The following is a 19,670-nucleotide window of genomic DNA, read 5'->3' on the forward strand; positions in this document are numbered from 1 at the left end:
CTGTCGGGCATCGGGGGCCGCCATAGCGGCCTGTCTTTTTTTTGCAGCGCCGCATCACGTGCGGCGCGGCTTCTTTACTTGAGCAGGTCCTGCACCTGGCCCAGTGCAGCCTGGGCGCACTTGTCGTCCAGATGGCCGCCGGGCGCGCCGCCGATGCCCACGGCGCCGATCACCTCGTTGCCCACCTTCACCGGCAGCCCGCCGCCCAGCAGCAGGTAGCCGGGAATGTTCACCAGGTTGGCGGCGCCGGGGTTCTTCTGCGCGCCTTCCATGATGGCCAGCGTGCTGTTCTTGGCCGATGCGGCCGTATAGGCCTTCAGACGGCTGGCCTCCAGCGTGTGGGGGCCGGCATTGTCGGCGCGCTGCACGGCGCGCACGGTGCCGGCACGGTCCACCACGGTGGCGGTGACGGCATAGCCGTCGGCGGCGCAGGCGGCCACGCTGCGTGCGGCGATCTGGTTGGCCAGCTCCAGCGACATGTTCTTTTCCGTGCGCACGGCCTCGGCCTGGGCGGCGGTGGTGATCAGGCCCAGGGTCAGGGCAGCGAGGGTGGCGAGCTTGGTGGCGTGGCGTGGCATGGTCTTCTCCTTGGGGGTCAGGACGGCCCGGGCCACAAGCCCGGACGGCATGCATGCACTGTAGAAAATGCCGCCGCCGCGCACCATTCGGACGGCTACGCGCGGCGCTGCGTAGAAATACGGAGAAGCCAGGCGCGCTGCTGGGCGAGGAGGTGGCGCTTCAGGCGCCTGCCGCCGTGTCCGCCAGGCTGGCGTAGCGGCGTATGAGCTGGGCCAGGCTGGGCGCCTCCAGCTTGGCGAAGAGGTTGGCCCGGTGCGTTTCCACCGTGCGCGGCGACAGCTCCAGGCTGCGGCCTATCTCCTTGTTGGTCAGGCCCTGCACGATCAGCGCCAGCACCTCGCGCTCGCGTGCCGAGAGCTGGGCGAAGCGCTGCTGAGCATCGCGGTCGGCCTGCTGGCGTTCGCGCGACTGCACATGCTGGCGCACGGCGCCTTGCAGCGCGTCGATCAGCACTTCGTCGTCCACGGGCTTTTCCAGGAACTCGGCCGCGCCGGCCTTGAAGGCGCGCCGGCACATGTCCACCGTGCCATGGCCGGTGAGCATGATCACGGGCTGGTCCACGCCCTGCTCCACCAGCCGGCCCAGCAGGGCCAGTCCGCCGATGCCGGGCATGCGCACGTCCATCACGATGGCGCCTATGCCCTGGCGGTCCAGCCCTTCGAGAAAGGCCAGCGGATCGGCCCAGCACTGCACGCGCAGGCCCACGGTGCCGATCAGCAGGGCCAGGCTGTCGCGCACGGCCTCGTCGTCATCGACCAGATGGATCAGCGGGGACAGGTCTTGGGCAGGCGCGGCGGTCATGGGTTCGGTGGTGGTGGTGTGGATGCGGTGGGGGCGGCGCGTGCCGTGGATGCATTGGCGCATGCACTGGCGCACGCCGCAGGCAGCAGCAGCTCGAAGCGGGCTCCGCTGTCCGGTCCCGAGGCGGCCAGCTCCAGGCTGCCGCCCATGGATTCGGCCAGGCTCTGGCTCAACGTCAGGCCCAGGCCCAGCCCCTGGGCGCGGCCCGTGGCAAACGGGGTGAACAGGCGCTGGCGCATCTCGGGCGCCACGCCGGGTCCGCTGTCCTGCACCGCCACCAGCAGGCGGGTATCGCGTCGTTCCAGCTCCACCCGCAGATGGCGTGTTGCGGGCGGCTGCTCTTGCATGGCCTGCAGCGCATTGACCAGCAGGTTGTGCAGTATCTGCTGCACGGCCACGGGGTCGGCCTGGGCGGCGGGCAGATCGGCGGCCTGCACTTTCATCTGCACCTTGACCTGGACCTGGCGGCGCCGCAGCTCGGGCTCCAGCAGATAAAGCGCTTCGGCAACGGCCTGGTTCAGATCCAGCGGCTCGGCCTGGGGCGCAAGTCCCGGTTGCTCTACCAGGCGGCGCAGCCGGCCTACCACGGCGGACGCACGCTTGGCCTGCTCGGCCGCCTGCGTCATGGCCTGGCGGGCGGCGTCCATCTCGGGCGGGTCCTCGGCCAGCAGGCGGCGCGCGGCCTGGCTGTTGGACAGCACGGCCGTCAGCGGCTGGTTCAGCTCATGCGCCATGCCTGCGGCCAGTTCGCCCAGCGTATTGAGCCGTGCCACCTGGCCCAGCTGCAGCAACTGCTCGGCGCGGCGGCGGGCCACGCGCTGGCGCAGCAGGGCGCGCAGCGCGGCCACGGCCAGCGCACAGCCCAGGGCCCAGCCCAGCATGGCCGTCCAGGGCAGCACCGAGGCGTCCAGCGGCTGGCGCAGGTACAGCACCAGCGGCTGGCTGGGCGAGGCCAGGGTCTTGCTCACCTCCCAGGACCATGTGTTCCAGCCTGGCGAGCCGGTGCTGCCGGGCTGGATCAGGAATTCCTGCCCGCCCAGGGCCAGCCAGGCGCGCACCGGGCTGGTGGCCGGTGGCATGGGCCATTCGTCGGCGGGGATGGTGGAGCGCAGGTCCAGCAGCAATGCATAGCTGGCCGGCAGCCCGGCCTGCACCAGGTACAGGCGGCCCCGGGCCAGATCGGCCAGGGCCAGTTCGGCATGGCCGCTGGCCTGGGAGCGGCGCTCGGCCTCGGCCATGCCGTGCGGCCAGGGCGCGGGCCAGGACTCGCCTGCGGCGGCCGAGCGGCGCGCCACATCCAGCACCTGCGGATACAGGCGCGGCAACTGCTTCCACGAGGCCTGTTCGGGCGCGGGCTGGCGCGGCTGCAGCAGCGCCAGCGTGCCCAGGATGGCATCGTGCTGCACCATGCGCTGGCTCAGCAGCCGGTGGGCAATGCGGGCATCGGTATCGAAGACCTCGCGCAGCGACTGCAGGCGCCCATGCGCCAGCCAGGCCGCGCCGCAGCCTGCGGCCACGGCCCAGGCCAGCACCCACCCCGCTGATCGCTGCCATCCATTCATGGCGCGGATTCTGGCATGCGGCCCGCGCAGGCAGTGGTCTAATCCGCAGCACCCCCACCTATCGCAGCGCAGCATGGCCGAGTCCCCTCCATCTACCGCCAACGCACCCGACTGGATGGCGCCGCACAGCCTGCTGCGCATCTCAGTGGTCGTGGCGCTGCTGACCATCGTCCTCAAGACCCTGGCCTGGTGGCTCACGGGTTCGGTGGGCCTGCTGTCGGACGCGCTCGAATCCTTCGTCAACCTAGCCGGTGCCGTGTTCGCGCTGACCATGGTCACCATCGCCAAGCGGCCGGCCGACACCGATCATCCCTATGGCCACCACAAGGCCGAGTACTTCTCTGCGGGCTTCGAGGGCATCCTGGTCATCGGCGCCAGCCTGGCCATCGCCTGGGCGGCGCTGGCGCGGCTGTGGAACCCGCAGCCGCTGGAGCAACTGGGCTGGGGCCTGGCGCTGTCCGTGGTCAGCTCGGCCCTCAACGGCCTGCTGGCCGTGGCCATGCTGCGCTCGGCGCGCCAGCACCGCTCCATGGCGCTGGAGGGGGATGCCCGCCACCTGCTCACCGATGTCTGGACCTCGGCCGGCGTCGTCATCGGCCTGATCGGCGCATCGCTCACAGGCTGGCTGTGGCTGGACGCGGCCGTGGCCATAGGCGTGGCGCTCAACATCTGCGTGCAGGGCGCACAACTGGTCTGGCAGTCGTCCCAGGGTCTGATGGACCAGGCGCTGGACGCGCCCGAGCGCCTGCGCATCGACGCCGTTCTGGACCGCCATGCGCACCGCGAGCATGGCGTGGTCTTCGACAACATCTCCAGCCGGCGCGCCGGCGAGCGCAGCTTTGCCGACCTGCACATGCATGTACCCGGCGACTGGAGCGTGGCCCGCGCCGCCCGGCTGCGCACCGAGATCGAGGCCGAACTGCTGCAGGCCGTGCCCGGCCTGTACGCGCGCATCGAGCTGCTGCCCCTGGGCATGCAGACCGCCATGGAAGCCGCCATCGAGGCGGCAGGCCAGGCGGACACTCCTTCCCCATCCACCGACAAGAACCCGAACCCCGAACAATGATCAGCATCCTGCAGCGCGTGAAACAGGCCCGCGTGGAAATCGACGGCCAGCTCGCCGGCAGCATAGGCCCCGGCCTGCTGGCCCTGGTCTGCGCAGAGCGCGGCGACACCGAGGCCGAAGCCGACAAGCTGCTGGCCAAGATGCTCAAGCTGCGCATCTTTGCCGACGACGCGGGCAAGATGAACCGCAGCGTGCAGGACCTGGACGGGCAGGGTGCCTGCGGGGGCCTGCTCATCGTCAGCCAGTTCACGCTGGCGGCCGACACCGGCGGCGGCAACCGCCCCAGCTTCACGCGCGCCGCGCCACCGGCCGAGGGCGAGCGCCTGTACGACTACATCGTGCAGCGGGCGCGCGCCCTGCACCCGGAAGTCGCCACGGGCCGCTTCGGGGCCGACATGCAGGTGCACCTGCTCAACGACGGACCCGTGACCATCCCGCTGTCGATAGCTCCGGCCACCGCGGCATAGCGCGCTGCAGACCTGCTGTTCTGGGGCGGATTCTGGCGCGATCTGCGAGCACGTCCTGGCCGGAAAAGCCCTGCAAAGCCCGTATTCTTGCGGCCTCAGCATTCATCGACAGACCGACGACCATGAAGAACCATCCGTTCAAAGCCTCCACCCTGGCCCTTGCCATGAGCATGGCCCTGGCGTGGAGCGGCGCGGCCGGCGCCGACACCCTCAGGAAGCCCGCGCTGGACGCCCTGGCCCAGGCCCAGCCGGCACCCACCGACTTCGCCAGCTTCCTGAAGCAGGCCGCGGCCGCGCAGCCTGCCATCGCCCAGGCCGTGCAGCGCCATGCGGCAGGCCAGGCGCTTGCGGGCGAGGACCTCGACCACATCGCCCGCCTGCTGGGCCTGTACACACGTCTCACGCAGGAGCAGGCCGTGCTGGCCAGCATCGAGCGCATGGTCGCCCTGCCCACCGTGCGCGATGCCAAGGTGCCGCCCCATGAAAGCCCGGCCATCCTGGCTTTTGGCGAACTGGTGCAGCAGATGGCCAGGGACTTCGGCCTGCAGTACCGCAACGTGGACAACCGCATCTTCGAGGTCACCCTGCCTGCGAACACCGCGAGCGCCTCGAACGCGGGCACCGATGAATTCGGCATCCTCACTCATGCCGACGTCGTGCCCGTCGTCCCCGCCGAATGGGTGCTGGATGGCCAGGCCATCGACCCCTTCAAGGTCACGCGCGTGGGCGACAAGCTCTACGGGCGCGGCACCATCGACGACAAGGGCTCCATCGCCACCGTGCTGTTCGCCATGAAGGCCGTCAAGGACAGCGGCCTGCCCCTGTCGCGCGGCATTCGGCTCATGATCGAGACCACCGAGGAAACCGGCGGCGACGCCATGAAGTACTACCAGGGCAAGACCACGCTGCCCGCCTACAACATCGTGTTGGACAGCAAGTACCCCGCCGTTGTTGCAGAAAAAGGCTCGGGCGCGCTCAAGGCCGTGTTCGACGACGTGAAGGCCGACCCCGCCCAGCCCGCCATCACCGCCATGGCCGGCGCCGCCTCGGCCAACGCCATTGCGCAGACTGCCACCGCCACCATCACGGCCGGCGACGAAGCCGCCATCGAAGCCATCGCCGCGCGCCTGCAGGCGGCCAAGGGTGACTTCACCACCAGCTATGCAGGGCAGGGCGGGCCGTTCACCATCGACATCCAGCGCAGCGGCACCGCAGCCACCGTCAAGGTCACGGGCACCTCGGCCCACGGCTCGCGCCCTGAGGAAGGCGTCAACCCCGTGCCGCGCCTGACGCTGTTCCTGCAGCAGGTGCTCATGCCCACAGATGGCGTGGCCCTGGTCCAGCCCAATGCCTACAGCAACGCCCTGCGCTACATCAACGGCGCCTTCGGCCTCGACTACTTCGGCAAGCAGCTGGGCGTTGCCTATGCCGACGACTTCATGGGCCCGCTGACCCTGTCGCCCAACCTCATCAAGGCGGCAGACGGCAAGCTGGAAGTCACCACCAACGTGCGCATGCCGCGCGGCAAGACGCCCGAGCAACTGCGCACCGAAGTCGAGCAACGCATCACCCGCTGGAGCGCGGCCGCCAAGGTCCCCTGACCCTGCAATACACCCAGGGCAACTGGATGGCGCGCGACCCCAAGGGCGCCTGGCTGTCCACCCTGCTCAACATCTTCGGCGACACCACGGGCCTGGACGCCAAGCCCGTGCCCACGGCCGGCAGCACCACGGCCAAGCTCATGCCCAACGCCATCAACTTCGGCCCTGCCATGCCCGGCAAGAAGTACACGGCGCACAACGCGCTCGAATACAAGGAACTGCCCGACCTGCGCGCCGACATGCAGATGTTCACGGAAATGCTGGTGCGCATCGGGAATCTGAAGCAGATGCAGTGACACTCTCCGGCTATTGAAATGCGAAAGCGCCTTGTGAAAGCAAGGCGCTTTTTTTCATCCACTTCCGCCCAGTCATTCGACACATGAAAGCCGACCGCCCTGGATGCGGCACAGGCCTGCCTGCATTCAACCTTCCGGACCATGCTCCGCGTATTCCACAAAGGACGGTGCTTCATCAAACAGTTGCAAGAGCAGTTTCAGGCGCCGGGCGTAGAGGCTCTGTGGCCGGTCGAAGGCCTGGGCGGCGAGGGCGATGGCTGCGCGGGCGAGGTACCACTCGTTGTCGAATTCGCTGGCGTCCTCGAATACCTTGTGCCGAATTTGCCGGATGTGATTCAGCGCCAGGTCTGCAGCCAGGTCCACCTCTACATCCGCGTCATGCCAGTCCATGTCGGCACAGCGTGTTTCGATCAGGGCAACCAGCCCCATCTCGGCGCGGTCGAGGGACAGGGCGATCATTTGCTGCATGGTTGGCCAGGCAGCGGTGTCCATCGTGCAGGGCTTGTTCGTTGAGTGCCGTGACGCAGCCATATCGATTCCTTTGTCCGTCGCTTCAATGACTCGGGCTTTCTATGCACGATCTATGCACTCAATATTCTATGCATTGTGCATAGAAAATGGCAAGCGTGTTCCATGGCAAAGTGCGCGGATGGCACGCGACGACCCAACCATCTACATGCGTATCCCTCAGGAGTTGAAGGATCTGCTGGATGCCGCTTCTGAAGAGAACCGGCGCTCAATGACTGCCGAGGTCGTGTCTCGGCTACAGCAGACCTTTGCGGCGCCGCGCGTTTCGGGCATGGACAGCGGTAGTTCGCAAATGAATCTGGATACCCGCGTCGGTGACGAAACGCTGGAAACCGTGAAGCGTATCGAAGAGCGGTTGCAATCGCTTGCGCAAGCCCTGGCCCTGCCACAGCGAGGCCCTCAGCCAGACACGGATGCGGCGACGCCGGAAAAATCCACAGGCAAGCGCGTATCGAAGTCAGCGCAGAGTGCGGCGCCGAAGAAGTAGCTTTCTGGCCTCACTGCCTCCAGAAAAACACCCCCGCCATCACCAGCCCCGTCAGCACGATGCCCGCGCGCAGCCATTCGGGCGGGATGCGGCGCGCCAGGCGGGCGCCGCCGTAGCCGCCTGCGGTGGCGGCGATCATCATGACCAGGGCCTGCTCCCACTGCACGACGCCGCCGGCCGCATAGATGGCGACGGCAATGGCCGTGAGCAGGGCGGAGACCAGGTTCTTCATGCCGTTCATGGCGTGCAGCCTGGTCTGGCCCAGCAGGCCGAACAGGGCCAGCAGCAGGATGCCCAGGCCGCCGTTGAAGTAGCCGCCGTAGATGGCCACGGCCAGCATGCCGGCGCCGGCCTTCAGGGGCGATGCATGGGCGGCATGCTCGGCGCTGCCGCGCGATGCCATGCGCCTGAGCTGGGGCGCGAAGGCGAACATGGCGGTGGCGGCCAGCAGCAGCCAGGGGACGACCTTGCGGAACAGGTGGTCGGGCGTGACCAGCAGCAGGGCCGCGCCCAGCGAGCCGCCGATGAGCGACAGCACGATCACGCCGCGCATGCCCAGGCCGGGCGGCGGCTCCATGTCCTGGCGAAAGCCCCAGGCACCGGCCATGTAGCCGGGCAGCAGGGCGACGGTGCCGGTGGCGTTGGCGGCCACGGGTGGCACGCCGGTGAAGACCAGGGCGGGCAGGGTGAGGAAGCTGCCGCCTCCGGCGACGGCATTGAGCGCGCCGGCCACGAAGGCGGCGCTCATGAGCAGGGCGATGTCCCACATGGGTGTTGTCTCCTCCTGGAGCCGGGCATCGGCAGGCCGCCGTGGCCTTGCGCGGCCAGGCCGGTGTTATAGGTCGAGGCCGATCTTAGTGCTGGACCATCGGCCGGGCTGTCGCACCGGCATGGCGGTGGGGTCAGGGCTGCTTTGCGCAAAAGGACAGGATCGCGCCGGCGTGGTGGCCACCAGGCGACTAGGGCGGCTCCACCACCGGGCCGGGCAGGCCCAGCGTGGCGCGCAGCAGGGCGACGCGTGGGTTGGCGACGGCGCTGCGGTAGATCAGCGCCACGGGGCCCATGGAGATGGCGGGTGTGACATGCACCCTGCGCACCCCCAGCGACCGGGGCGAGGCCTGCAGCGTGGAGTCGGGCACGGCGCTGAGCCCCAGGCCGGCCCGGACCAGTTGCAGGTTGGTGAAGGGGCTGGTGGATTCGATGACGGGCGTGGGCGCGATCACGCCTTCGCGGCGGAACACCTCTTCCATCATGCGGCGCAGCATGGAGCTGCGCGTGGGCAGGATCCATCGCTGGCGCGCCAGCTCCTCCCAGCGGTTGCTGCGCGCGTGGCCTGCAGGGTGGTCCGGCGGGGCGATGACGGTGAAGCCGGTGTCGAACAGTTTTTCGTAGCGCAGCGGCTGGCCTGCAGCCTCGGGCAGCTCGGTGGGGTAGCTGGTGATGAGGGCATCGAGCTCGCCGTCCAGCAGGCATTGCACAAGCAAAGGCACGCGCTCTTCCTTGAGCTGTACACGCACATGGGGCTGCTGTGCGGCCAGGTCCGCCAGTACGCCGGGCAGGTAGCCCTGTGCCACGAAGGGCGGGGTGCCGATGCGCAGCAAGGTGATGGCGGGTTGCTGGGCGGTCTCGCTGCCCAGATGGCGCAGCTCGGCCAGCAGCATGGCCGCGCCGCGGATGGCGATCTCGCCCTGGGCCGTGGGTTCGAGCCCGCGCGCATTGCGCAGGAACAGCGTCACGCCGAAGGCCGCCTCGATCTCGCCCAGGGCCTTGCTCAGCGCGGGCTGGGTCAAATGCATGAGGCCGGCGGCGGCACGCAGGCTGCCTCCCTGGTGCAGGGCCAGCAGGAGCTGCAGGTGCTTGAAGCGCAGCCGCGACAGCAGGCGTTGCGGGTCGAAGTCGTGCATGTTCCCGGGGGTGGAGTGATTACCGGAGGTTTGCCATCCATCCAAACATATCACTATTGGAAATGGACCTGCCGTTCTATCGTGACCCCACGACGACAAGCGACAAGGAGACAGGACCATGGACAGACGCGTCTTTCTGGCAGGCAGCCTGGCGGCTGCCGCGCTTCCGCTGGTGCGGGCCAGCGATTTTCCGAGCCGGCCGGTGCGGGTGATTTCCCCGTATGCGGCGGGCGGGGGGCCTGATGTGCAATTGCGCCAGGCCGGCCCGGTGCTGGGGGAGATCCTGGGACAGTCCATCGTGATCGAGAACAAGGTGGGCGCGGCCGGCGTGCTGGCCGCGCAGTATGTGGCGCAGCAGCCCGCCGATGGCTACACCTGCCTGATGGGCTCCAACACCCACCTGATCCAGAAGCTGCTGCAACCGGGCTTGCGCTTCGACCCCATCGGCGACTTCACGCCCGTCAGCAACCTGGCCTCATCGCCCACGGTGCTGGTGGTGCGTGCCGATGCGCCCTGGCGCACGGCCCGGGAGCTGATCGCGGGGCTGAAGGCCCAGCCGGCGCAGGCCAATTACGGCTCGGGCGGCATAGGCACTTCGGCCCATCTGGCGGGCGCCACGCTGGCCTCGCTGGCGGGCCTGCAGGTCACGCACATACCGCTCAAGGGATCGGTGGAGATTGCGGCATCGCTGATCCGCGGGGATACACAGTATGCGTTTCCGGTGGCGGGCACCGGCATCCCCCAGGTGCAGGGCGGCAAGCTGCGGGCCCTGGCGGTGACCAGCCGCAAGCGCCTGGCGCAGCTGCCCGAGGTGCCCACGCTGCAGGAGGTGCTGGGCAGCGAGCTGGCAGTGCAGGAGTCCTGGTTCGGGCTGTGGGCTCCGGCCAGGACACCCCCTGCCGTGGTCGAGCGCCTGCACGCCGCCGTGCGCCAGGCCGCCGCCCAGCCAGCGCTGCGCGCCTCGTTCGAGGCTGTCGGCAACGAGGCCACGGCCAGCGCTTCGCCGCAGGCCTTCGCCGATTTCGTGCGCAGCGAGAACCGCAAGTGGGCCGCCATCATCGAGCTGGCCGGCATCAACGCCAACAGTTGAACCAGGGAAAGGCAAGACGGGTATGGACAAGCCGCTGCAAGGAGTGCGCGTCATCGACATGTCGCATGTGATCGCGGGGCCGCTGGCCTCGCACTACCTGGCCCAGCTCGGGGCCGAGGTCATCAAGGTCGAGCCCACGCGTGGCGAGGTCATGCGCAACAGCCGGGCGCCCGGCGAGCCCGGGGGCGGCATGCCTTCGGGCTTCGTGGCGCTCAATGCGGGAAAGCGTTCGCTGGCGGTGGACATCCGCCAGCCCGAGGGCGCGGATATCGTGCGTGCCCTGGCGCGCACGGCCGATGTGTTCATCGAGAACTTCCGCCCCGGCGTGGTGGCGCGCCACGGCCTGGGCTACGAGGACATCCGGGCGGTGCGTCCCGACGTGGTGTACTGCTCCATCTCGGGCTTTGGCCAGCAGGGCGAGTGGGCCGGGCGGGGCGCCTATGACCATGTGGTGCAGGCGCTCACGGGGATGATGATGATGGCGGGGGGCGACGAGGAAGCGCCGCCCGTGAAGGTGGGCTTTCCCGTGATCGACGTGGCGGTGGGCATGCTGGGGGCGCTGTCGGTCACGGCGGCCCTGCACCAGCGCAACGCCTGGGCGCCTGGCGAGCGGCGCAGCCAGCACATCGATGCCTCCATGCTGCAGGCCTCGCTGATGTTGATGTACCCGCATGCCTGTACCTATCTCACCCATGGCGTGGAGCCACGGCGCGTGGGCAACCGCGGCTATACGGGGAGCCCGGCGGCCGACACCTACCGGTGCGCCGACGGCTGGCTGTCCACGGCCGCCAATACGCCGCAGCAGTTTCGCAGGCTCGCCGGCGTGCTGGGGCTCGATGCCCTGTGCGAGGACGCCACGCTGCTGGACCTCGATGCCTTCAACGCGCCCGAGGGCGGCTTTGTCGCCGCGCGCGATGCGTCCGCGCTGCAGCGGCTGCAGGCATGTCTGGCCGAGGCCTTCGCCGCACGCAGCGCACGGGACATGGAAGCCCGGCTCAACGCCGTGGGCGTGCCTGCCGCCAGGGTGCGGCGCCTGGGCGAATTCCTGGGCGAGGCCCGCGCTGCCGGCACCGTGTCACCTGTGAGCTATGGCGCCGGCGGCGCTGCGGTGGACACTCCGGGACTGGGGTTCCGGTGGATGGATGCCGAGCCCCTGCCGGGTGCGCCGGCCCCCGCCCTGGGCGATGGCAATCTCGCGCTGCTGCGGGAACTGGGGATGGCGGATGAGGCCATTGCCCGCCTGTGCCGCAGCGGCGTGCTGGGCGCGCCGCAGTCCTGATTGCCTTTGGATTCCTTTGCCACTGCCTTGCTGGAGACCCCATGTTCAAAGCCTTGCTGCTGACCCAACCCGTACCGCGTGAAACCCGTGCCGAGTGTGTGGAGCTGGACGAAGCCAGCCTGCCCGCCGGCGCGGTGCGCGTGGCCGTCTCGCATTCCACGCTCAACTACAAGGATGCACTGGCCATCACGGGGCGCTCGCCCGTGGTGCGCCAGTTCCCCATGGTGCCGGGCATCGACCTGGCTGGCACGGTGCTGGACAGCGAGGACGCCCGTTTCCAGCCCGGCGATGCCGTGCTGCTCAACGGCTGGGGCGTGGGCGAGACCCACTGGGGCGGGCTCGCCCAGCAGGCGCGCGTGAACGGCGACTGGCTGGTCCGCCGGCCCGAGGCCTTCAGCGCACGGGATGCCATGGCCATAGGCACGGCCGGCTATACGGCCATGCTGTGCGTGATGGCGCTGCAGGCGCAGGGCATCACGCCTTCCAGCGGCCCGGTGCTGGTGACGGGGGCCAATGGCGGCGTGGGCAGCATTGCCGTGGCCCTGCTGTCGCGCCTGGGTTTCGAGGTGCATGCCGGCACCGGGCGGCCCGAACAGGCCGAGCACCTGAAGGCGCTGGGCGCGGCGCGGATCGTGGAGCGCAGCAGCCTGGATGCGCCCGGCAAGCCGCTGCAAAAGGAGGTCTGGGCGGCGGCCGTGGACAGCGTGGGCAGCCATACGCTGGCCAATGTGTGCGCCAGCCTGCGCTACGGCGGCTGCGTGGCGGCCTGCGGACTGGCCCAGGGGCTGGACCTGCCGGCTTCCGTGGCGCCGTTCATCCTGCGCGGCGTGTCGCTGCTGGGCATCGACAGCGTCTATGCGCCGCAGGCGCGGCGCGAGCAGGCCTGGGCGCGGCTGGCCGCCGAACTGCCGCGCGAGGTGCTGGAGCGCAATACCGAAGAGGCGGGTCTGGCCGATGCGGTTGCGCTGGCGCCCCGGCTGCTTGCCGGCCAGGTGCGCGGCCGGGTCGTCATCGATACGGCGCGCTGAGGCCCGCGCGGGCCCTGGTGCCGCCTACTTGGCGTAGGGGTCGGCAAAGCCCAGCTCGACCATGATGTCGGTCTCGTAGGCTTCCATTTCCTCGGCGTCCTGCTCGCTGGTTTCATGGTCCCAGCCCTGGGCATGCAGCGTGCCGTGCACCAGCAGGTGGGCGTAGTGCTCCTCCAGCGTCTTGTTCTGCTCGCGCGCCTCGCGCTCGACCACGGGGGCGCACAGCACCAGGTCGGCCATGGCGGTGGGCTCCTGCTGGTAGTCGAAGGTCAGGACGTTGGTGGCGTAGTCCTTTTGCCGGTACTCGCGGTTGAGCTGCTGGCCTTCCTCGGCGTCGACGATGCGCACGGTGATCTCGGCATCGACGGCCAGGGCATGGCGTATCCAGCGCGTGACCTTGCTGCGGGACAGCACGGCGCGGTGGACGGGTGCCTCGGCAAAGCGCGCGAATTGCAGGGACAGTTGCAGTTGGTTCAGGGACATGGGGGAGTGCGTGGGCGTGAGCTTGGGCTTGTGCTTTGGAGCGCCCGTGGGCGGGCGTCTGCTGTGGCTGTCGGGATCAATGCGCTGCAAGGCGCGGTGCGGCACGGCGCGCAGGGGCCTGGCCGCGTGCGTCGTAGGCGTCCACGATGCGTGCCACCAGCGGGTGGCGCACCACGTCGGCGCTGGTGAAGTGGTTGATGGCGATGCCCTTGACGCGCTTCAAGACGCGTTCGGCATCGATCAGGCCGCTCAGGGCGCCCTTGGGCAGGTCGATCTGGCTGACGTCGCCCGTGACCACGGCGCGGGCGCCGAAGCCGATGCGCGTGAGGAACATCTTCATCTGCTCGGGCGTGGTGTTCTGCGCCTCGTCCAGGATGACGAAGGCGTTGTTCAGCGTGCGCCCGCGCATGAAGGCCAGCGGCGCGATCTCCAGCACATTGCGCTCGAACGCCTTTTGCACCTTCTCGTAGCCCATGAGGTCGTAGAGCGCGTCGTACAGCGGGCGCAGGTAGGGATCGACCTTCTGCGTGAGGTCGCCGGGCAGGAAGCCCAGGCGCTCGCCCGCTTCCACGGCCGGGCGCGTGAGCACGATGCGCTGCACGGCGCTGCGCTCCAGCGCGTCCACGGCGCAGGCCACGGCCAGGTAGGTCTTGCCGGTGCCGGCCGGGCCGATGCCGAAGGTGATGTCGTGGCGGGCGATGTTCTCCAGGTAGGCCGACTGGTTGGCCGTGCGCGCGCGCAGGTCGGGGCGGCGCGTGGACAGCTGGATGGCGTCCTGGGGCTGCTCGATGAGTTCGGTATCACCGGCCAGCATCAGTTGCAGGGAGTCGTCCAGGATGGGGTCGTCGGCCATCTCGTAGAGGGCCTGCAGCAGCTCCAGGGCGTCGTTGGCCTTGGCCTTGGGGCCGTCGATCTTGAATTGCTCGTGGCGGTGGGCGATCTTGACGCCCATTGCGATCTCGATGGTGCGCAGGTGCGCGTCGGCCGGGCCGCAGACGTGGCTCAACCGGTTGTTGTCGTGGGGTGTGAAGGTGTGGCGCAGGATCACGCGGATAATTCCAGAGATTCCGGGCGGCGGCCAGCGCGAGGGCGTGGTGCCATACCCTGTGAATGGGCCGGCGTTCGGTTGCGGACGGGCATGAAAAGCCGCCCCCAGGGCGGCAAAGGACACCAATGATAGGCAAATTGACAGGAACGCTGCTGGAAAAAAACCCGCCCGAGGTGCTGGTGGACTGCGGCGGCGTGGGCTACGAGGTGCAGGTGCCCATGAGCACCTTCTACAACCTGCCCGCCAGTGGGGCCAAGGTCAGCCTGCTGACGCACTTCGTGGTGCGCGAGGATGCGCAGCTTCTGTACGGCTTTGGCACGCACAGCGAGCGCCAGGCTTTCCGCGAGCTGATCAAGATCACCGGCATCGGCCCGCGCATGGCGCTGTCGGTGCTCAGCGGCATGAGCGTGGAGGACCTGGCCCAAGCCGTGACGCTGCAGGAGGTGGGCCGCCTGGTCAAGGTGCCGGGCATCGGCAAGAAGACGGCCGAGCGCCTGCTGCTGGAGCTCAAGGGCAAGATCGGCGCCGATACGGGCGCGCAGTCGCTGTTCGTGAACAACGACCAGAACGACATCGTGCAGGCGCTGATGGCGCTGGGCTATTCCGACAAGGATGCGGCCGCCGCGCTCAAGAAGCTGCCGCCCGACGTGGGCGTGACCGAAGGCATCAAGCTGGCGCTGAAGGCGCTGGCCAAGTGAGCGGCGCATGAGCATCCATACCGACGATTTCGGGCAGGGCGGCTTTGCGCAGGGCGGCTTCCCGCCAGACAAGGCACCGGAAAAGCCGCGCATGATTTCGGCAGCGCCGGTCTCGCGCGGGGAAGAGGCCATGGAGCGCGCCCTGCGCCCCAAGCTGCTGCAGGAGTACGTGGGCCAGGCCAAGGCGCGCGAGCAGCTGGAGATCTTCATCGGCGCGGCCCGAAAGCGCAACGAGGCGCTGGACCATGTGCTGCTGTTCGGCCCGCCGGGCCTGGGCAAGACCACGCTGTCGCACATCATCGCGGCCGAGCTGGGCGTGAACCTGCGCCAGACCAGCGGCCCCGTGCTGGAAAAGCCCAAGGACCTGGCGGCGCTGCTGACCAACCTCGAAGCCAACGATGTGCTGTTCATCGACGAGATCCACCGCCTGTCGCCCGTGGTCGAGGAAATCCTCTACCCGGCGCTGGAGGACTACCAGATCGACATCATGATCGGCGAGGGGCCGGCGGCGCGCTCCATCAAGCTGGACCTGCAGCCGTTCACGCTGGTGGGCGCGACCACGCGCGCGGGCATGCTGACCAACCCGCTGCGCGACCGCTTCGGCATCGTGGCGCGGCTGGAGTTCTATACGGCCGAGGAGCTGGCGCGCATCGTGCGGCGCAGTGCAGGCCTGTTGAACGCGCCGATTGACGACGAGGGCGCCTTCGAGATCGCGCGCCGCTCGCGCGGCACGCCGCGCATTGCCAACCGCCTGCTGCGCCGCGTGCGCGACTATGCCGATGTGCGTGGCGACGGCAGCATCACGCGCGAACTGGCCGACCGTGCGCTGGCCATGCTCGATGTCGATCCCCAGGGTTTCGACATCATGGACCGCAAGCTGCTGGAGGCCGTGGTGCACCGCTTCGACGGCGGCCCCGTGGGTCTGGACAACATCGCGGCCAGCATCGGCGAGGAGGCGGGCACCATCGAGGACGTGATCGAGCCCTATCTGATCCAGCAGGGCTTTTTGCAGCGCACGCCGCGCGGGCGCATGGCGACCCAGGCGGCGTACCGCCATCTCGGGTTGCCGGTGCCAGAAAAAGACACCCCCTGAGCGGCTGTGCCGCTTCCCCCTCTCTCGCTTCGCGGGAGTGGGACGACACCCTCGGTGCGGGGCGGCCCTTCCTCGGTGTCCTAGATCTAGGACTGTGTGATACCCCTACTCATTCCTCCGTGCCGGCGTTCCAGAATGCCTGCAGCACGCCGGGCAGGGCCTCGATGGCGGCGATCACGCGGTCCAGCTCGTCGGAGTCCACCGAGGTGGCGTAGAGCATGGCCTCGATCTCGGTGTCCTGCGGGCCGAAGGCGTGGGTTTCCACGCCGCGCACGGGGTAGCTGGCGTTCTCCAGCAGCTCCAGCATCTGCTCGCGCACATCGCCCTGGGCGCCGCGGTGGCAGATGGCGTAGACGTAGTAGGTCGATTCCGTGGATTCGTCATCCACCGGGCGGCGGTTGATGCGGTTGACCACGGGGCGCAGCAAGGTGTTGCTGGCCAACACGAACAGCGTGGCCAGGCCCGCCTCGGCCACCAGGCTGGCGCCCGCACAGGCGCCCACGGCGGCCGAGCCCCACAGCGTGGCCGCCGTGTTCAGCCCGGTGATGTTGGCCCCTTCCTTCATGATGGCGCCCGCGCCCAGGAAGCCCACGCCCGAGACCACGTAGGCCACCACGCGCGTGGCGCCCTCGGCCCCGCCCAGGCGCACGGCCAGGTCCACGAAGACGGCCGCGCCCACGGCGACCAGGGTGTTGGTGCGCAGCCCCGCCGTGCGCTGGCGCACCTGGCGCTCCAGGCCGATGAGGGCGCCGAACACGAAGGCCGTGGTCAGGCTGACGAAGGTGTCCAGCATGGCGCCGGGGTTGAGGTTCTGCAGGGCCTGCATGGGGTTCCGGACTTTCCTGGTGAATGGGTTGAAGGGGCGTTGAAAGGGGCGCTGAAGGGTGCGTCACTGCCAGCCGTAGCGGCGGATGTAGACGCGCTTGAGCAGCGTGGCCAGGCAAGCGTAGCCTAGCAATATGGCAATCATCCACGGGAAGTAGGCCGCCGGCAGCGCCTGAAGCTTGAAGTAGCCGGCCAGCGGCCCCATCGGCAGGAAGATGCCGGCCGCCATCACGGCCGCCGTGGCCAGCAGCAGCGGCCAGGACGGGCGGCTTTGCAGGAAGGGGATCTTGGGCGTGCGGATCATGTGCACGATCAGCGTCTGCGTGAGCAGCCCGATGACGAACCAGCCCGACTGGAACAGCGTCTGCTGCTCGGGCGTGTTGGCGGCGAAGACGAACCACATCAGCGCGAAGGTCAGGATGTCGAACAGCGAGCTGATGGGCCCGAAGAACACCATGAAGCGGCCCAGGTCGGCCGGGTTCCAGCGCAGCGGCTGGCGCACCAGTTCGTCGTCCACGTTGTCGAAGGGGATGGCGATCTGCGAGAGGTCGTACAGCAGGTTCTGCACCAGCAGGTGCAGCGGCAGCATGGGCAGGAAGGGGATGAAGGCCGAGGCCACCATCACCGAGAACACGTTGCCGAAGTTGGAGCTGGCCGTCATGCGGATGTACTTCAGCATGTTGCTGAAGGTGCGCCGGCCCTCGATCACGCCCTGCTCCAGCACCATCAGGCTTTTTTCCAGCAGGATGATGTCGGCCGCTTCCTTGGCGATGTCCACGGCGCTGTCCACGCTGATGCCGATGTCGGCCGCGCGCAGGGCCGGGGCGTCGTTGATGCCGTCGCCCATGAAGCCGGTGATGTGGCCGTTGGCGCGCAGCGCATGCACGATGCGCTCCTTGTGCAGCGGCGTGAGCCGGGCGAACAGCTGGTGCCGCTCCACCGTCTGGCGCAGCATCTCGTCGTTCATGTGCTCGATCTGCGTGCCCAGGACGATGTGGTCTGCGGGCAGCCCCACATCGCGGCAGACCTTGGCGGCCACCAGTTCGTTGTCGCCGGTCAGCAGCTTGACGGCCACGCCGTGCGCGGCCAGGGCGGCCAGCGCCTCGGCCGTGGTTTCCTTCGGTGGGTCCAGGAAGGCGATGTAGCCGATCAGGGTCAGCTCCGACTCGTCGGCCACGCCGTAGTCGCTCTTGTGCGGCGGCACTTCCTTCATGGCCACGGCGACCACGCGCAGGCCCTCGCGGTTGAGTTCGCGCGTCACGCGGCGCACGCGGGCCAGCTGCTCCTCGTCCAGCGGGCGCGTGCCGTCGCCTTCGCGCAGCCGGGTGCAGGTGCCCAGGATCTCCTCAACCGCGCCCTTGCAGATCAGCTCGTGGTGGTGGTTGCGCTCGGCCACCACCACGGACATGCGGCGGCGCTCGAAGTCGAAGGGGATCTCATCGACCTTGCGGTAGTCCTCGGCCAGGCGCATCTGGGTGTGCAGCTCCACATGCTCGAGCACGGCATGGTCGAGCAGGTTCTTCAGGCCGGTCTGGTAGTGGCTGTTGAGGTAGGCGAAGCGCAGCGTCTCATCGCAGGGCTGGCCGAAGGCGTCGGTGTGGCGCTCCAGCACGATGCGGTCCTGGGTCAGCGTGCCGGTCTTGTCGGTGCACAGCACGTCCATGGCACCGAAGTTCTGGATGGCGTCCAGCCGCTTGACCACGACCTTGCGGCGCGACAGCACCACGGCACCCTTGGCCAGGGTGGAGGTCACGATCATGGGCAGCATCTCGGGCGTCAGGCCCACGGCCACGGACAGCGCGAACAGGAAGGCCTCGGCCCAGTCGCCCTTGGTGTAGCCGTTGATGAACAGCACCACGGGCACCATCACCGCCGCAAAGCGGATCAGCAGCCAGCTGACGCTGTTGACCCCGGTCTCGAAGGCCGTAGGCGCGCGGTCGTTGGAGGTCACCCGCGTGGCAATGGTGCCGAAATAGCTGCGGTTGCCCGTGGCCAGCACCACGGCCAGCGCCGTGCCCGAGACCACGTTGGTGCCCATGAACAGCAGGTTGCTGGCGTCCAGCACGCCGGTGCCATTGGATGCACTGGCGTCGGCGCGCTTTTCCACGGGCAGGGATTCGCCGGTCATGGCGGACTGGCTCACGAACAGGTCCTTGGCGCTGAGCACGCGGCAGTCGGCAGGAATCATGTCCCCGGCCGACAGCACCACGAAATCGCCGGGCACGACCTCGCGCAGCGGCACCTCGTAGCGGCGCGCCTGCTGGCCGAAGCCGCTGTGCGGGGCGTCTGCGGAGTCGGCATCTGCAGGGGCCGGTGGGCCGCCATTGCGGCGCAGCACCGTGGCCGTGCTGCTGACCATGGCCTTGAGCCGCGCGGCGGCGCGGTTGGAGCGGCCTTCCTGCACAAAGCGCAGCAGCGTGGACAGCAGCACCATGGAGGCGATGACGACCGTGGCCTTCATGTCCTCTGTGGCGTAGGAGACCACGGCCAGCAGCGTCAGCAGCAGGTTGAAGGGATTGCGGTAGCAGTACCACAGGTGCAGCCAGCCGGGCAGCGGCTTTTCGTGCTCGACCTCGTTGGGGCCGAAACGCGCGAGCGCGGCGCGGGCCTGCTCGCGGGTCAGGCCGTCCTCGCTGGAGCCGGTGCGCGCCAGCACGGCGGCAATGTCATCGCGCGAGGCGCGCAGCAGCTCGCGCGTGAGGGTCGGCGATACCGAGCGCGAGTGGTGCACGGCCGTGCCCGAGGGCAGGGCATTGCGCCGGAACAGCCCCAGGGCGTGGCGGCTGCGCAGAAACGCCTGGAACAGGTGCTTGAGGCTTTTCATGGTGACCTCCC

18 protein-coding genes and 1 pseudogene are annotated in these 19,670 nt (G+C 68.9%); 9 read left to right on the forward strand and 10 right to left on the reverse strand.

What is annotated here, in order from left to right; translation table 11 throughout:
• Window positions 1-74 precede the first annotated feature (74 nt).
• From CLV01_RS06260 to CLV01_RS06270, 3 genes are all read right to left on the reverse strand, one after another.
• A complete protein-coding gene (locus CLV01_RS06260; RefSeq protein WP_180288365.1) occupies window positions 75-578 on the reverse strand; it encodes a GlcG/HbpS family heme-binding protein in 504 nt (167 codons plus the stop codon).
• A gap of 160 nt (window positions 579-738) precedes the next feature.
• A complete protein-coding gene (locus tag CLV01_RS06265) occupies window positions 739-1,380 on the reverse strand; it encodes a response regulator transcription factor (protein WP_013804314.1) in 642 nt (213 codons plus the stop codon).
• Entirely contained in the window at window positions 1,377-2,942 is a 1,566-nt protein-coding gene (locus tag CLV01_RS06270) for a sensor histidine kinase (protein WP_099734743.1), read from the reverse strand. The genes CLV01_RS06265 and CLV01_RS06270 overlap by 4 nt, the downstream gene beginning before the upstream one ends.
• Window positions 2,943-3,015: 73 nt before the next feature.
• Between CLV01_RS06270 and CLV01_RS06275 the strand changes: the two genes are divergently transcribed.
• The 3 genes and pseudogenes from CLV01_RS06275 (at window position 3,016) to CLV01_RS06285 (ending at window position 6,372) form a co-directional block, all read left to right on the forward strand.
• On the forward strand, window positions 3,016-4,008 hold the full coding sequence (locus CLV01_RS06275) for a cation diffusion facilitator family transporter (protein ID WP_099734742.1): 993 nt from the start codon (window positions 3,016-3,018) through the stop codon (window positions 4,006-4,008).
• A complete protein-coding gene (gene dtd / locus CLV01_RS06280; RefSeq protein WP_099734741.1) occupies window positions 4,005-4,475 on the forward strand; it encodes a D-aminoacyl-tRNA deacylase in 471 nt (156 codons plus the stop codon). The genes CLV01_RS06275 and dtd overlap by 4 nt, the downstream gene beginning before the upstream one ends.
• Before the next feature lie 122 nt (window positions 4,476-4,597).
• Window positions 4,598-6,372 (forward strand): annotated as a pseudogene (locus CLV01_RS06285) (dipeptidase).
• 126 nt (window positions 6,373-6,498) lie between these two features.
• Here the strand turns inward: CLV01_RS06285 and CLV01_RS06290 are convergent.
• Complete coding sequence (locus CLV01_RS06290; RefSeq protein WP_257221211.1) at window positions 6,499-6,864, reverse strand: hypothetical protein; 366 nt, start codon at window positions 6,862-6,864, stop codon at window positions 6,499-6,501.
• 157 nt (window positions 6,865-7,021) lie between these two features.
• On the opposite strand from CLV01_RS06290, the gene CLV01_RS06295 reads away from it, so the two are divergent.
• Window positions 7,022-7,387, forward strand: a complete 366-nt coding sequence (locus CLV01_RS06295) for an Arc family DNA-binding protein (RefSeq protein WP_099734738.1) — start codon at window positions 7,022-7,024, stop codon at window positions 7,385-7,387.
• Between the two features lie 10 nt (window positions 7,388-7,397).
• On the opposite strand, the gene CLV01_RS06300 is transcribed toward CLV01_RS06295, so the two are convergent.
• On the reverse strand, window positions 7,398-8,156 hold the full coding sequence (locus CLV01_RS06300) for a sulfite exporter TauE/SafE family protein (protein ID WP_012203149.1): 759 nt from the start codon (window positions 8,154-8,156) through the stop codon (window positions 7,398-7,400).
• 190 nt (window positions 8,157-8,346) lie between these two features.
• Window positions 8,347-9,291, reverse strand: coding sequence for a LysR family transcriptional regulator (locus tag CLV01_RS06305; RefSeq protein ID WP_099734737.1), 945 nt, complete (start codon window positions 9,289-9,291; stop codon window positions 8,347-8,349).
• A 118-nt stretch (window positions 9,292-9,409) separates the two neighbouring features.
• On the opposite strand from CLV01_RS06305, the gene CLV01_RS06310 reads away from it, so the two are divergent.
• Genes CLV01_RS06310 through acuI form a run of 3 tightly spaced genes read left to right on the forward strand, consistent with a single transcriptional unit; the run spans window position 9,410 to window position 12,688 of the window.
• Complete coding sequence (locus CLV01_RS06310) at window positions 9,410-10,381, forward strand: tripartite tricarboxylate transporter substrate binding protein (protein WP_099734736.1); 972 nt, start codon at window positions 9,410-9,412, stop codon at window positions 10,379-10,381.
• Between the two features lie 22 nt (window positions 10,382-10,403).
• The gene (locus tag CLV01_RS06315; RefSeq protein WP_099734735.1) at window positions 10,404-11,660 is read left to right on the forward strand and encodes a CaiB/BaiF CoA transferase family protein; all 1,257 of its coding nucleotides are present in this window, start codon (window positions 10,404-10,406) and stop codon (window positions 11,658-11,660) included.
• A gap of 41 nt (window positions 11,661-11,701) precedes the next feature.
• A complete protein-coding gene (gene acuI, locus CLV01_RS06320) occupies window positions 11,702-12,688 on the forward strand; it encodes an acrylyl-CoA reductase (NADPH) (protein ID WP_099734734.1) in 987 nt (328 codons plus the stop codon).
• Window positions 12,689-12,712: 24 nt separating this feature from the next.
• Here the strand turns inward: acuI and ybeY are convergent, their stop codons facing one another.
• Together ybeY and CLV01_RS06330 are read right to left on the reverse strand one after the other, a co-directional pair.
• Window positions 12,713-13,171, reverse strand: coding sequence for an rRNA maturation RNase YbeY (ybeY, locus tag CLV01_RS06325; RefSeq protein ID WP_096914941.1), 459 nt, complete (start codon window positions 13,169-13,171; stop codon window positions 12,713-12,715).
• A 76-nt stretch (window positions 13,172-13,247) separates the two neighbouring features.
• Window positions 13,248-14,219, reverse strand: a complete 972-nt coding sequence (locus CLV01_RS06330) for a PhoH family protein (protein WP_012203155.1) — start codon at window positions 14,217-14,219, stop codon at window positions 13,248-13,250.
• Window positions 14,220-14,344: 125 nt separating this feature from the next.
• Here CLV01_RS06330 and ruvA point away from each other — a divergent pair, with 125 nt between their 5' ends.
• Both ruvA and ruvB read left to right on the forward strand, forming a co-directional pair.
• The gene (ruvA, locus tag CLV01_RS06335; protein ID WP_012203156.1) at window positions 14,345-14,917 is read left to right on the forward strand and encodes a Holliday junction branch migration protein RuvA; all 573 of its coding nucleotides are present in this window, start codon (window positions 14,345-14,347) and stop codon (window positions 14,915-14,917) included.
• Between the two features lie 7 nt (window positions 14,918-14,924).
• Window positions 14,925-16,010, forward strand: coding sequence for a Holliday junction branch migration DNA helicase RuvB (ruvB, locus tag CLV01_RS06340; RefSeq protein WP_099734733.1), 1,086 nt, complete (start codon window positions 14,925-14,927; stop codon window positions 16,008-16,010).
• Window positions 16,011-16,119: 109 nt separating this feature from the next.
• On the opposite strand, the gene CLV01_RS06345 is transcribed toward ruvB, so the two are convergent.
• Both CLV01_RS06345 and mgtA read right to left on the reverse strand, forming a co-directional pair.
• Complete coding sequence (locus tag CLV01_RS06345) at window positions 16,120-16,836, reverse strand: MgtC/SapB family protein (RefSeq protein WP_012203158.1); 717 nt, start codon at window positions 16,834-16,836, stop codon at window positions 16,120-16,122.
• Window positions 16,837-16,899: 63 nt separating this feature from the next.
• The gene (gene mgtA, locus CLV01_RS06350) at window positions 16,900-19,659 is read right to left on the reverse strand and encodes a magnesium-translocating P-type ATPase (RefSeq protein WP_099734732.1); all 2,760 of its coding nucleotides are present in this window, start codon (window positions 19,657-19,659) and stop codon (window positions 16,900-16,902) included.
• Window positions 19,660-19,670: the final 11 nt, after the last annotated feature.

The sequence above is a fragment of the Delftia sp. 60 genome, assembly GCF_002754395.1.
GTDB classification, from domain to species: domain Bacteria; phylum Pseudomonadota; class Gammaproteobacteria; order Burkholderiales; family Burkholderiaceae_C; genus Comamonas; species Comamonas acidovorans.